At 49.0% G+C, this 13,430-nt stretch carries 11 protein-coding genes and 1 tRNA gene; 7 read left to right on the forward strand and 5 right to left on the reverse strand.

The window, feature by feature from the left end:
• Nucleotides 1-60 precede the first annotated feature (60 nt).
• Nucleotides 61-147 (reverse strand) — tRNA-Leu (locus BZG76_RS01750).
• Between the two features lie 215 nt (nt 148-362).
• On the opposite strand from BZG76_RS01750, the gene BZG76_RS01755 reads away from it, so the two are divergent.
• The 7 genes from BZG76_RS01755 to BZG76_RS01785 all read left to right on the forward strand — a co-directional run bounded on the left by BZG76_RS01755 (nt 363) and on the right by BZG76_RS01785 (nt 7,735).
• Nucleotides 363-848 (forward strand): RDD family protein, encoded by a 486-nt coding sequence (locus BZG76_RS01755; protein ID WP_077459918.1) that lies wholly within the window; start codon nt 363-365, stop codon nt 846-848.
• Nucleotides 849-1,359: 511 nt separating this feature from the next.
• A complete protein-coding gene (locus tag BZG76_RS01760; RefSeq protein WP_077459919.1) occupies nt 1,360-2,802 on the forward strand; it encodes a YfcC family protein in 1,443 nt (480 codons plus the stop codon).
• A 542-nt stretch (nt 2,803-3,344) separates the two neighbouring features.
• Nucleotides 3,345-4,565: an arginine deiminase gene (gene arcA, locus BZG76_RS01765; RefSeq protein ID WP_077459920.1), complete on the forward strand. Its 1,221-nt coding sequence runs from the start codon at nt 3,345-3,347 to the stop codon at nt 4,563-4,565.
• A 57-nt stretch (nt 4,566-4,622) separates the two neighbouring features.
• A complete protein-coding gene (arcC, locus tag BZG76_RS01770; protein ID WP_077459921.1) occupies nt 4,623-5,585 on the forward strand; it encodes a carbamate kinase in 963 nt (320 codons plus the stop codon).
• A gap of 27 nt (nt 5,586-5,612) precedes the next feature.
• Nucleotides 5,613-6,617 (forward strand): ornithine carbamoyltransferase, encoded by a 1,005-nt coding sequence (gene argF, locus BZG76_RS01775; RefSeq protein ID WP_077459922.1) that lies wholly within the window; start codon nt 5,613-5,615, stop codon nt 6,615-6,617.
• Nucleotides 6,618-6,787: 170 nt separating this feature from the next.
• The gene (locus tag BZG76_RS01780; RefSeq protein ID WP_077459923.1) at nt 6,788-7,276 is read left to right on the forward strand and encodes an arginine repressor; all 489 of its coding nucleotides are present in this window, start codon (nt 6,788-6,790) and stop codon (nt 7,274-7,276) included.
• A gap of 66 nt (nt 7,277-7,342) precedes the next feature.
• Nucleotides 7,343-7,735, forward strand: coding sequence for a RidA family protein (locus BZG76_RS01785; protein ID WP_077459924.1), 393 nt, complete (start codon nt 7,343-7,345; stop codon nt 7,733-7,735).
• A 54-nt stretch (nt 7,736-7,789) separates the two neighbouring features.
• Here the strand turns inward: BZG76_RS01785 and idi are convergent, their stop codons facing one another.
• The 4 genes from idi to parE form a co-directional block, all read right to left on the reverse strand.
• Entirely contained in the window at nt 7,790-8,356 is a 567-nt protein-coding gene (gene idi / locus BZG76_RS01790; RefSeq protein WP_077459925.1) for an isopentenyl-diphosphate Delta-isomerase, read from the reverse strand.
• A 14-nt stretch (nt 8,357-8,370) separates the two neighbouring features.
• Nucleotides 8,371-9,105: a 1-acylglycerol-3-phosphate O-acyltransferase gene (locus tag BZG76_RS01795; RefSeq protein WP_077459926.1), complete on the reverse strand. Its 735-nt coding sequence runs from the start codon at nt 9,103-9,105 to the stop codon at nt 8,371-8,373.
• Nucleotides 9,106-9,203: 98 nt separating this feature from the next.
• Nucleotides 9,204-11,453, reverse strand: a complete 2,250-nt coding sequence (gene parC / locus BZG76_RS01800) for a DNA topoisomerase IV subunit A (RefSeq protein WP_077459927.1) — start codon at nt 11,451-11,453, stop codon at nt 9,204-9,206.
• Between the two features lie 25 nt (nt 11,454-11,478).
• The gene (gene parE / locus BZG76_RS01805) at nt 11,479-13,371 is read right to left on the reverse strand and encodes a DNA topoisomerase IV subunit B (protein WP_077459928.1); all 1,893 of its coding nucleotides are present in this window, start codon (nt 13,369-13,371) and stop codon (nt 11,479-11,481) included.
• Nucleotides 13,372-13,430: the final 59 nt, after the last annotated feature.

Here is a 13,430-nt window from a genome sequence, read left to right on the forward strand (position 1 = left end):
GCTTATGCGGGCGCATAACGAAAAAAGCCCCAGTCTTTAGACTGGGGCTTTTTTGGGATTTGGTGCCGAGAGAGGGACTTGAACCCTCACACCCGTTAAGGCGGCGGATTTTGAATCCGCTGCGTCTACCAATTCCGCCATCTCGGCAAGTGCGGCCAATTATACGTACCGCCCTTTCGAGTGCAAGCACAAAAAGCAAAAAAGTGTTTGTTCGCATTATTTTTAACCAACTCAGGACACTAAGATACACTTATGCAGAAAAAATCCCCATAGTTGGTCAAAAAACAACAGCCTAGTCTTACTCGCCAAGACAGTGTCTGTGCTAGGCTAGCATCGAATTGAATACTGGGATGTAAACACCAATGCAAACGTCTTCTATCGCTTGTCCAACCGCAGGTTTTTTTCGCCGCTTAGCGGCCTGGGTCTATGATATTCTAGTGGTTGCCGCACTTCTTATGCTTGCGGGGGGCGGCATGATGGCATTGCTCGCGATCGCACAAGCGCTCGGCATGTCTATCGCGCCCTACCAAGATATCAGTGACTTTCTCACCCATCACCCCATTGTTAACCCATTATATACAGCGTATTTAGCCTGTGTCATCGGTGGGTTCTATGGCTATTTTTGGTGTAAGGCAGGACAAACACTCGGGATGCGAGCATGGCGCCTGCGCCTGCAAAATACCGATGGCAGTAATATTCGCCCCACTCAGGCACTGATCCGCATGGCAACGGCCTGCTTTGGCCTTGGCAACCTCATTGTTATCTTCGATATCAATAATCGCGCTTTCCAAGACCATTTTTCTGAGTGCGATATGATTGTGCTGCCAAAACCCACCAAAAAGAAATAACGCCCTCATCAATAGGGCGCAAGTGCGCCCTTTCCTATGCGGACTTCGGTTTAAGCCAACCGCTAATTTGATTTAAAACAAGAAAATCCTAATTATCTCACGTTGGAACCCTTGGTGTTTTATCCTGTTTTATTCATCATTAACGCCCACCACTTATGACTAATTAAGCAATCTGCTCACATAAACGCTATCGAGCAAAGGGATAATATCTGCCTTACGCTGCAAGTAGATACATTTTAATCAATAAAAACCCACCTTTCCCTTGGCGAAAAAAAGGATAAGTACGCGTAAAAACCAACATAACATTCACTTTAAAATTTTAGCTCATCTTTTTTAATAAAAAGCCACATTTCCTTTTGTGAGATATCACCAAGAAGTCAGAAGCCTCTCGCTTTTACAATAAAGACAAAGCAAATGTTTATTGCTCAAAATAATAATGACGTGAAACTTAACGCTTTACCTCAACACGTGTAGTACGCCCCTGTACTGAGAAGAGGTATGAGGAGAAACCATGAGTAACCAGAGTGTTCCTGAGAAAAAAGGTTGGTTTGCCAATCTGAAGTTCCCATCCGCTTATACGATACTGTTTATTCTTATTGCCGTCGTTGCCGCCCTAAGTTGGGTCGTACCCGCAGGGCAATACGACCGCACCATGAACGAAGAGCTTGGTCAAGAAGTCCCTGTATCAGGCACTTATCAGCAAGTTGAGAGTAATCCGCAAGGCATCGTGGATGTCCTTTTAGCCCCCATTGATGGCTTTTATAATCACCAAACTTATGAAGCGGCGGCCATTGATGTCTCCCTGTTTATTCTTATTATTGGCGGCTTTTTGGGGCTGGTGACGAAAACGGGCGCCATTGATGCTGGTATTGAGCGGGTCACCAAACGCTTGGAAGGGCGCGAAGAGTGGATGATCCCTATCTTGATGGGCCTATTTGCCGCAGGGGGCACCATCTACGGGATGGCTGAAGAATCACTCCCCTTCTATACCTTGCTTGTGCCTGTGATGATGGCCGCACGTTTTGATCCTGTCGTTGCCGCTGCCACCGTGCTACTTGGCGCAGGTATTGGCACATTAGGCTCAACCATTAACCCGTTTGCGACTGTGATTGCTGCCAATGCCGCAGGCATTCCTTTTACCGACGGTATTCTGCTGCGCCTCGCCATTTTGGCCATTGGTTGGCTCATTTGTGTCGCTTATGTCATGCGCTATGCTCGAAAAGTACGCGCTGACCAAAGCCAATCCATTGTTTATGACCAGTATGAAAGTAATAAAAAGCATTTCCTTGGCGAGCACGATGATAATCAAAGCCTAGACTTCACCGCCACACGTAAGGTCATCCTTACCGTTTTTGCCGGTGCATTCGCGGTCATGATTTATGGCGTCTCCTCGCTCGGATGGTGGATGGCCGAGATCTCAGCCGTGTTCTTAGGGGCCGCCATTATCATTGGTCTTATTGCGCGCATGAGTGAAGAGGAAATCACCACCAGCTTTATAGATGGGGCGAGAGACCTACTTGGTGTAGCGCTGATCATCGGTATTGCGCGCGGTATTGTGGTGATCATGGACAAAGGCATGATCACCGACACCATACTGAATAGCGCGGAAAGCCTAGTATCGGGCTTGTCGTCATTTGTGTTTATCAATGTGATGTATTGGCTTGAAGTACTTCTGTCTTTCTTGGTGCCCTCATCATCAGGACTGGCTGTTCTAACCATGCCAATCATGGCGCCCCTCGCTGATTTCGCCAACGTCGGTCGCGAATTAGTCGTCACCGCTTACCAGTCAGCCTCTGGCTTGGTCAACCTAGTGACTCCGACGTCTGGCGTGGTCATGGGCGGCTTAGCCATTGCGCGTGTACCCTATGCGAAATGGATAAAATGGGTTGCTCCCCTGCTTGGCATTTTAACTATCATGATTATGGTTATGCTCAGCGTCGGTGTCATGCTGTAAACACTATCACCGCAACACACGCGCACTTGCGATAAGCAAGTGCGCTTTTTTTTGCCTAAAAACGACCTTGACCTGCTTTATTTTTTGTCGCTTTGTATTTTTCACAATAAAACAACATTTTTAACAACAAGCAGTATAATAATGATCACCGTCACAATTCAAACCAAAAAATCGCCTGTACTTGTTAAATTAAAAAAAATCAAAAGATAGTCATTCATTAATGACGCATAAGCTTTAATACACGCAAAATAAAATAGGCATAAAACAAACACAAAGTCCGCGCAAACTCTGAAGATAAAAAAATAAAAACGCTAAGCAATCATTAAAAGTGATTAATTATTAAAGACCACGTAAATCATCTGCCATAAATACCATTAACACAGGGTAAAAACCGCTCTCTAGGATGTATTGAGTCAATGTGATCTAACTTCCAGTTCCATTATCACGCCGCGTTAGAATGAATTTGTACCCAATAATAAATCTGCACTTTTTATTTATCCCTTCCGATGAAAAGCCAAGCAGAGATATACGGAGAAAGAAAGATGAACAACTTCTATGTCGGCTCAGAAATTGGTCAATTACGTACAGTGATGTTACACCGTCCTGAGCGTGCTTTGACACACCTCACTCCCTCTAACTGTCACGACCTGCTTTTCGATGATGTACTTTCCGTTGAACGCGCAGGTGAAGAGCATGACAAGTTCGCACAAACGCTTCGAGACCAGGGTGTGGAAGTCTTATTGTTGCAAAACCTGCTGGCTGAAACGCTGGATGTCCCTGAAGCCAAAGCTTGGCTGATGAACCTAAAAATATCTGACTATACCTTTGGTCCGTCGTTTGCGAACGATATCCGCTGCTACTTAAATGATCTTCCTCATCATGAGTTAGCGTCGATGTTCTTAGGCGGGCTCGCCTACTCTGAGCTTCCGCTGGCGACAACATCGATGTTGCAAGCGATGCATTCCCCTTCAGACTTTATTATCGACCCACTGCCTAATCACTTATTTACGCGAGATACCTCGTGCTGGTTATACGGCGGCGTATCGATTAACCCAATGGCTAAACCGGCGCGGAAGCGTGAAACGAACCACTTGCGTGCCATCTACAAATGGCACCCACGTTTCGCCAATGGCGACTTTATTACCTACTTTGGTGGCGAGAACATTGATTATGATAATGCCACTATAGAAGGCGGCGATGTCACTGTCTTGGGTAAAGGCGTGGTCCTCATTGGGATGTCTGAACGCACCACGCCGCAAGGGGTAGAAAACCTCGCATCCAGTTTGTTCAAACACGGACAAGCCAAGCAAGTGATTGCGATGGAACTCCCTAAACACCGCTCATGCATGCACCTTGATACCGTGATGACCCATATGCGCGAAGATACCTTCTCGGTATACCCAGAAGTGATTCGCAAAGACATCAAGTGCTGGAGCCTCACCGGTGATCGCACTGGCAAACTCAATGTTCGCGAAGAGGATTACTTCCTAACCGCGATTGAAAAAGGACTTGATGTCGGCCCACTGAATCTGATTACCACAGGTGGTGACAGCTTTGAAGCCGAGCGTGAGCAATGGAATGATGCCAACAACGTACTCACCGTTCGTCCTGGTGTCGTGGTGGGCTATGAACGGAATACCTATACCAACGAAAAATATGATAAAGCGGGTATCACTGTCTTGTCGATTCCCGGTGACGAATTGGGCCGCGGCCGGGGCGGCGCGCGCTGCATGAGCTGCCCTATCCATCGTGATGGTATTTAAAACGCATTGGGCTGAGCCTGCTTGCGCTCAGCCCCAACGACTGTAGAGAGTATGATTATGAATAAACCCACTGTCGTGGTTGCATTAGGTGGCAACGCCCTCCTGCGTCGAGGCGAGCCTTTAGAAGCCGACGTTCAACGTGCCAATATCGCCAAAGCGGCAAAAACCATCGCGGCGATTGGTGAGCAATACAATGTAGTGCTTGTCCACGGTAATGGCCCCCAAGTTGGCTTACTGGCCCTGCAGGGGCTCGAATACAAATCTGTGACCCCTTATCCGTTGGATGTGCTCGGCTCTGAAACCCAAGGCATGATTGGCTACATGCTGATGCAAGAGCTACATAACTTAGCACCGGATCAACATGTGTCTTGTATGCTCACGCAAATGACGGTTGATCCCAAGGACCCGGCATTTGCCAATCCGACCAAACCGATTGGCCCCGTGTATGACCAACAAGAAGCGAATCAGCTTGCTGACAAATATGGCTGGGATATCAAACCGGATGGCCAATATTTCCGTCGGGTGGTACCTAGCCCGCAACCCACTGGCATTATTGAGGATGATGCCATTGCCAGCTTGATCAAACAGGGGCATTTAGTGATTTGTACCGGTGGTGGCGGTATCCCAGTCATTAAAGAAGGTGATCAACTCAAAGGCATTGAAGCGGTGATTGATAAAGACATGTCAGCCGCATTCTTAGCCCGCCAAATCAATGCCGACGCTCTGCTGATTTTGACCGATGCCGAGGCGGTCTATCTCGACTATGGTCAACCCAATCAACGGGCCATCGCCGAGACAACGCCCGAGGATCTAAGCCAATACACCTTCGATGCAGGCTCAATGGGGCCTAAAATTGATGCCTCGTGCGAATTTGTGCGCCAAGGTGGAAAACTGGTTGGCATTGGCGCTTTAGAAGATGGTTTAGCGATTCTAGCCGGTCAGGCGGGCACGCGTATTCGTCCACATTCAGTGAATAAAAACAATATTTCTCACGGCCAACCTGCTCCTGCACAAGCCTGAGACCAATAACGAAGAGGATTTCCCATTATGGCTTTTAACCTACGCAACCGTAACTTTCTGAAACTACTGGACTTCACGCCCCGTGAGATCCAACACTTTATCGATATGGCTATTGAACTCAAAAAAGCCAAATACAACGGTTATGAAACGCCGCGTCTAAAAGGTAAGAACATTGCTCTGATCTTCGAAAAAGCCTCAACACGAACCCGCTGTGCCTTTGAAACCGCTGCGTTCGACCAAGGCGGCCAAGTCAGCTACATCGGCCCAACCGGCTCTCAAATTGGTCATAAAGAGTCGATGAAAGACACCGCTCGCGTACTCGGCCGCATGTATGACGGTATTGAATACCGTGGCTTTGGACAAGACATTGTCGAAGAGCTCGGTGAGTTTGCCGGGGTACCTGTATGGAATGGCCTGACCACCGAGTTTCACCCTACACAAATCTTAGCCGATTTAATGACCATGCTCGAACATGGCCGTGGTAAGCAGCTTCATGAAATGCGCTTTGCTTATCTCGGCGATGCTCGCAACAACATGGGAAACTCCCTGATGGTCGGTGCAGCGAAAATGGGGATGGATATTCGCTTGGTAGCACCAAAAGCATTCTGGCCGGAAGACGCATTGGTGACACAATGCCGTGAAATTGCAGAGCAAACCGGCGCGCGCATTACGCTCACCGAAGACGTACAAGAAGGCGTTAAAGATTGTGATTTCTTGTATACCGACGTCTGGGTTTCCATGGGCGAATCTAAAGAGGCTTGGGACGAACGCGTCGCGATGATGAAACCCTATCAAGTCAATATGGATGTAGTGAAAGCAACCGGTAATCCACATGTAAAATTCATGCATTGCTTGCCCGCATTCCATAATAACGAAACCACCGTCGGCGCCGAAATAGAACAAAAATACGGCCTAAAAGGACTAGAAGTCACCGAAGATGTGTTTGAGTCAGACTGCTCTATCGTTTTTGACGAAGCAGAAAATCGCTTACACACCATCAAAGCGGTGATGGTCGCCACCCTCGGCGATTAATCCCCTAACAGGGCGTCACACGGCGCCCTGCTTCTCCTCTTGATACCACGCAGTGACACGCATCAAGGTTTCCCTTTACCGCAACTGATAGCATATGCGATTGAATCGCTAATCATCAGTTTTATCTACTGATATTAAAGTAAAGTGCCGTTAATTATAAGGGGTTGCCCGTGGTTGATGATGCAATTCTATCGGTAACAGCCGCCACACCAGAGGAAGATATCCTTTCAACGTGCCGGCATCTACTCCAAACCCAAAGCTTTACTACCCAAGATGCTGTGCGTCAGCAACTGGTGGATCTTGGCTATCTTGATGTCAGCCAATCGACTGTCTCTCGGTTATTATCCAAGCTGGGGGTCGCCAAAGTACCCAATGCGCATGGACAAAAAGTCTATACGCTGAGTGGCGAGATGGAGCCTGTCTATGCGATCTCTTCGGTTGGATCACAAATTGACGCGATCACCTGTAGCCACGCCATGGTGGTGGTAAAAACACATCCAGGCGGTGCCCAACTGATTGCACGCTTAATCGATCTTCACCGGCACCCCTTAATTTTAGGCACGGTAGGCGGCAACGACACCATTTTGGTCGCCCCTCGCCGCTTAAGCGATCTCAGTGCCTGCGAGCAAGTGGTCCGTGATCGCCTTGCCCCCGTGTAAACGGCTTTACCTGGCTGGATAACCGTTGCAGACTATAGGTGTTGCGTTTTAACAAAGGAATAGACAATGATCCAAGTACTGCAAACTGAACAAGCGCCAGAAGCGATCGGTCCTTATTCACAAGGGGTTGATCTTGGCAATATGATCCTTACTTCTGGCCAAATCCCGGTTAACCCGGTAACTGGACAGATTTCACCAGAAATTACGGCGCAAGCACGCCAGTCGCTGGATAATGTTAAAGCGGTTGTCGAAGCGGCAGGACTGAAAGTGAACGATATTGCTAAGCTCACTGTGTTTGTGAAAAACATGGAAGACTTTGCCGATATCAACAAAGTGTATGGTGCATTCTTTGACGAGCACGGGGTAGAAAACTATCCAGCACGTTCGTGTGTTGAAGTGGCACGCCTGCCCAAAGATGTTGATATTGAAATTGAAGCCATCGCAGTACGTAGCGCTTAAAGAAGAAAAGCGGCGTCGACGACGCCGCTTAATTGTCACGCAGCCAATCTCGGTTTATATCTGCGAGGCGGTTGGCAACTCAACCATCGCATGAACCCGGGTCAGTACCTGCTCAAACCATGCGGTAAATCGCTCAGGGCTCTCTGCGACTGCCTGCCTAACCTCACTTTCCGGCCACCAGCGACAATCTTCTACCTCATCTGGGTTTAAGATCATATCGACGCGATTCACCTCACAGGCAATGACTTGATCCAACTCGTGTTCAATCAACCCATTGCCCAGTTCTGCGCGATATTCAAACCAAGGTCCCATCATAAAGTTGAGCGGACGCGCAATACCTAACTCTTCATATAGACGCCGCTTTGCCGCTGCGGCAATCGGTTCATCCTGTTTGGGGTGTGAACAACAGGTGTTAGTCCACAACCCGCCACTGTGATATTTATCTGCCGCCCGACGTTGGAGTAGATACTCACGCTCCCCATTGGCGTTGCATCGAAATAACATAACGGAGAAGGCCATATGCAGCCATCCTTGCTGATGCGCCTCCAACTTTTCAGCGATCCCTTGTGGTTCACCATTAGGTGAGACCAACACAACATGGTGGCGCTGGGTTGAAGTCATAGCTGAATCCTCAATTAGCGGTCGCGTTGATTACGTTCCGCAACTTCTGCATCAAGCTGTTCTAACTTGCTTTTCATCACCTGGTGGCAGTGTTTAGCAAGCGCACGAACATTGTTTTTATCGTAGCCCTCAGATGAAATCGGTGCCATCACTTCAACAATCACATGACCATTGTTCCAACGATTGGCTTTTAAATGATGCGTTGAGCTGCATACGATCGGGATCAAAGGCACGTTGGCACCGATTGCGGCGTGAAACGCGCCGGTTTTAAAAGGCAATAACCCACGCCCGCGAGAACGTGTCCCCTCTGGGAATAACCATACGCTCAGTTGCTTGGCACGGATCTTTTCCGTCACCTGCGCAATGGTCCCCATCGCTTTACTGCGGTTCGCTCGATCAATCAATACGTTGCCGGTTAGCCAATAAAGCTGGCCAAAAATCGGTACCCACAAGAGGCTTTTTTTACCAACGGTGACCGCGCCAGGCATTAATGCATTGGATAAGGTCACCATATCCCAGTTACTTTGGTGGTTGGCAATACAAACACTGGCACCGGGCTCGCGCGGTGCGCCTTCGGCAAATCGCAGTTCCAAGCGAATCCCAAATAAACGAGAGAGGCGCCCAAACCATTTACTGATATGATAGCAATTACGGGGGTTACGGGGGCTTAATAAGCAGTAAAGCCCGCCAAAGACAAACAGCAACACAGCGGCAATTAATAATGCCAGCAGTCGCACGACAAAAATCATTTCTCTCTCCAAAGAGCCAGCGTAGAAGGCGAGTCAGTATACGGATTCAGCACAAAAATGCACCCACGCCGCCCTTGATCACAAGGGCGGACGTTGTGTTATTCATCAGTGAGAATATCTATCTCATCGACGCGCTGAAGGCCTCGAGGCAGCATACTCCCTCGACGACCACGCTCGCCACGATAATGAGCCAAATCGTCTGGCTTTAACGTTAATTTCCGTTTACCTGCGTGCAGAGTAATCCCTACATCGGCGGGCACGACATAGAGCTGACTTAACACTTCTTCACGCGATTTCGCGCGTGCGCCAGGGATATTAATGATTTTATTGCCTTTGCCTTTGCTCAACTGGGGAAGTTCATGCACAGGAAAGACCAGCATTCGCCCTTCATTAGAAATAGCCACAATCAAATCCGTTTCTAGCTGGCTGATTTGACGAGGCGACATCACCTCAGCATGCGCGGGCACCGTTAGCAAGGCTTTGCCGCTACGGTTTTTTGACAGCATATCGGCTTGTTTACACACAAAGCCATAGCCCGCATCGGAAGCCATCAGCATAAACTGGTTTTCATCTGCCATGAGTACATGACGAATCGATGATCCTGGCGTGATATTAATTCGACCCGTAATCGGCTCGCCTTGGCTTCGTGCTGACGGCAAGGTATGCGATTCGATCGCATAACTGCGCCCATCTGATCCCAAGAACACCGCAGGTTGATTACTCTTACCCGGTGCGGCATCGAGGAATTGATCCCCGGCTTTGTAATTTAGGCTGCTGGCATCAACATCATGGCCTTTGGCATGACGAATCCAACCTTTGTCAGATAACACCACAGTGATGGGCTCACTGGGGACTAAATCACGTTCCGTTAACGCTTTGGCCTCGGCACGCTCGATCAAAGGAGAACGGCGGTCGTCACCATATTTTTCTGCATCCGCCAGGATTTCTTTTTTGATCAAGGTGTTTAACCGACGATCTGACCCCAGCAATGTTTCGAGTTTGTCGCGCTCTTTGCTGAGCTCATCTTGCTCACCGCGAATTTTAATCTCTTCCAACTTGGCCAACTGGCGCAACTTGATCTCAAGAATGGCTTCGGCCTGTTTCTCGCTCAAACCGAAGCGCTGAATCAACTCCGCCTTTGGCTCATCTTCACTGCGGATGATCTCAATCACCTCGTCAATATTGAGGTAAGCGGCGAGTAAGCCCTCCAAAATATGCAGGCGAGCGAGCACTTTTTCTAAGCGATGCTCAAGGCGACGTCTTACGGTTTGGCGTCGGAAGGTTAACCATTCAGACAAAATGCCGTGTAAGCCTTTAACCTGCGGCCGACCGTCCAGACCAATCATATTGAGGTTTACGCGATAGCTTTTCTCTAAATCGGTCGATGCGAATAAGTGATCCATCAGCTGATCACAGTCAACACGATTCGAGCGCGGAACGATGACAATACGCGTTGGATTTTCATGATCCGACTCATCGCGTAAATCATCCACCATCGGCAGCTTTTTCGCTCGCATCTGATTGGCAATTTGCTCTAATRATTTGGCACCAGAGACTTGATGCGGCAACGCTGTGATCACAATTTCATTGCTTTCTTTATGCCACAAGGCGCGCATCTTGATGGATCCGCGTCCGCTGGTATAGAGCTTTTTCAAATCTGATTTTGGCGTGATCACTTCAGCTTCGGTCGGATAGTCAGGGCCTTGAACATACTCAAGCACGCCGTCTAAATCGATACTGGGCTTATCAATCATCGCCGCCAGCGCATTGGCGAGTTCCCGGGCATTGTGTGGGGGAATGTCGGTGGCCATACCCACTGCAATCCCAGTAATACCGTTTAATAAAATATGCGGTAAACGTGCCGGTAAGGTCTTCGGCTCTTTCATGGTGCCATCAAAATTGGGGCCCCATTCGACCGTGCCCTGGCCAAGCTCTTGCAGCAACACTTCTGAAAAGCGCGAAAGACGTGATTCGGTATACCGCATCGCAGCAAAGGATTTAGGATCGTCCGGTGCGCCCCAGTTCCCTTGCCCATCAACCAGTGGGTAGCGATAAGAAAACGGCTGCGCCATCAACACCATGGCTTCATAGCAAGCCGCATCCCCGTGGGGGTGGTATTTACCCAACACATCGCCAACGGTTCGGGCCGATTTTTTGTACTTTGCGGAGGCGGAAAGCCCCAACTCGGACATCGCGTAAATAATCCGGCGCTGCACTGGCTTTAAGCCATCGCCGATAAACGGCAGTGCGCGATCCATGATGACGTACATCGAGTAATTGAGGTAAGCATCCTCAGTGAACTGGCGAAGGGCAAGCTGCTCTACGCCATCATAAGTCACCTCTGTCATGCGAATAAGATCCCGTTATAGTTATTTAAATATCGATAAGTTCGGCCATGTCGCCTTTTTGCTGCAGCCAATGGCGGCGATCTTCCGCTCGCTTTTTCCCCAGCAACATATCCATTAGCTGTTGCGTTTGCTCTTCGTCATCGATAGTGAGCTGTACCAAGCGCCGAGTATTGGGGTCCATGGTGGTCTCACGCAGTTGTAAGGGATTCATTTCCCCTAGCCCTTTGAAACGTTGCACATTGACCTTGCCGCGCTTATTACTTAAACGCTCCAAGATCCCGGCCTTTTCATCCTCGTCCAAGGCATAAAAGACCTCTTTTCCACAATCAATCCGGTACAAAGGCGGCATCGCGACATAAACGTGGCCACCTCCGACCAACGCATGAAAGTGTTGCATAAATAATGCGCATAGAAGGGTCGCAATATGCAGGCCATCTGAGTCCGCATCGGCCAAGATACAAATTTTATCGTAACGCAGGTGAGATAAATCGCTCGAGTCCGGATCGATCCCCAGCGCGACTGAAATATCGTGTACTTCTTGCGAGGCGAGTACTTGGTCCGCTGAGACTTCCCAGGTATTCAGGATTTTTCCTCGAAGCGGCATCACCGCTTGGAATTCTCGATCGCGCGCTTGTTTGGCCGACCCACCTGCAGAATCCCCTTCGACCAAAAAGAGCTCAGTACGACTGGAGTCTTGCATAGCACAATCCGTTAACTTGCCAGGTAATGCAGGGCCAGACGCCACTTTTTTACGCACCACTTTCTTGGCGGCACGCATCCGTCGATGGGCGCTGGCGATACAGACTTCTGCCAAGCGCTCAGCCAAATGAGGACGCTCATTAAGCCAAAGGCTGAACGCATCTTTTACCACGCCAGAGACAAACGCCGCACATTGGCGCGATGACAAGCGCTCTTTGGTTTGTCCGGCAAATTGCGGGTCTTGAATTTTAACCGAGAGCACGTAGGCACAACGCTCCCAAATATCGTCCGCGGTCAGCTTGACTCCGCGAGGCAATAGGTTGCGAAATTCACAAAACTCCCGCATTGCTTCCAACATACCTTGTCGTAAGCCATTAACGTGGGTACCGCCCTGTGGGGTTGGAATTAAATTCACATAACTTTCGGTGGTTAACTCTCCCCCATCTGGGAGCCAAATCACCGCCCAATCAGCGGCTTCACTTTGGCCACTAAATTCACCGATAAAAGGTGTCTCGGGCAGTACCTCATAACCTTTCACACTGTGTGCTAAGTAGTCTTTGAGCCCGTCTTCATAGCACCAAGTAATGGTTTCATTGGTGTTTTTATCCGTCAGGTTCACCGTCAAGCCCGGACACAATACAGCCTTGGCTTTTAAAATGGTTTTCAAGCGCGTAAGCGAGAACTTGTCCGAATCAAAAAATTGGCTATCGGGCCAAAAATGAACGCGGGTACCTCGATTACGGCGTCCACATGTTCCGGTGACAGTCAAGTCTTGTACTTTATCGCCATTTTCGAACGCGATGTCATACACCTGACCGTCGCGTTTAACGCTGATCTCGACCCGATGAGACAAAGCGTTAACAACCGAAATACCCACCCCATGCAGGCCGCCACTAAACTGGTAGCTTTTATTGGAAAACTTACCGCCAGCATGGAGTTTACATAAAATCAGTTCGACCCCAGAGACGCCCTCTTCTGGGTGGATATCAACCGGCATCCCTCGCCCATCATCAATCACCTCTAATGACTGATCTGCATGAAGAATGACATCAATTTTACTGGCGTGACCGGCTAGCGCTTCATCGACACTATTATCGATCACTTCTTGCCCCAAATGGTTGGGACGGCTGGTATCGGTGTACATACCCGGACGTCGGCGCACTGGCTCGAGCCCATTGAGGACTTCTATCGATCCTGCGTTATAGTTTTGTTCTGTCATAATCGATTAGCTTAATAAATGTGATGACATGGTCAGCAAGGGGGATCCGCTTGTCAAGC

Source organism: Salinivibrio sp. AR647 (genome assembly GCF_001995415.1).
Taxonomy (GTDB): domain Bacteria; phylum Pseudomonadota; class Gammaproteobacteria; order Enterobacterales; family Vibrionaceae; genus Salinivibrio; species Salinivibrio costicola.

Bases quoted from the DNA above. Each gene is read 5' to 3' on its own strand.
- BZG76_RS01755 (WP_077459918.1), top strand. From the start codon at position 363: ATGCAAACGTCTTCTATCGCTTGTCCAACCGCAGGTTTTTTTCGCCGC.
- arcC (WP_077459921.1), top strand. From the start codon at position 4,623: ATGAATAAACCCACTGTCGTGGTTGCATTAGGTGGCAACGCCCTCCTG.
- arcA (WP_077459920.1), top strand. From the start codon at position 3,345: ATGAACAACTTCTATGTCGGCTCAGAAATTGGTCAATTACGTACAGTG.
- BZG76_RS01785 (WP_077459924.1), top strand. From the start codon at position 7,343: ATGATCCAAGTACTGCAAACTGAACAAGCGCCAGAAGCGATCGGTCCT.
- parE (WP_077459928.1), bottom strand. From the start codon at position 13,371: ATGACAGAACAAAACTATAACGCAGGATCGATAGAAGTCCTCAATGGG.
- BZG76_RS01760 (WP_077459919.1), top strand. From the start codon at position 1,360: ATGAGTAACCAGAGTGTTCCTGAGAAAAAAGGTTGGTTTGCCAATCTG.
- BZG76_RS01795 (WP_077459926.1), bottom strand. From the start codon at position 9,105: ATGATTTTTGTCGTGCGACTGCTGGCATTATTAATTGCCGCTGTGTTG.
- idi (WP_077459925.1), bottom strand. From the start codon at position 8,356: ATGACTTCAACCCAGCGCCACCATGTTGTGTTGGTCTCACCTAATGGT.
- argF (WP_077459922.1), top strand. From the start codon at position 5,613: ATGGCTTTTAACCTACGCAACCGTAACTTTCTGAAACTACTGGACTTC.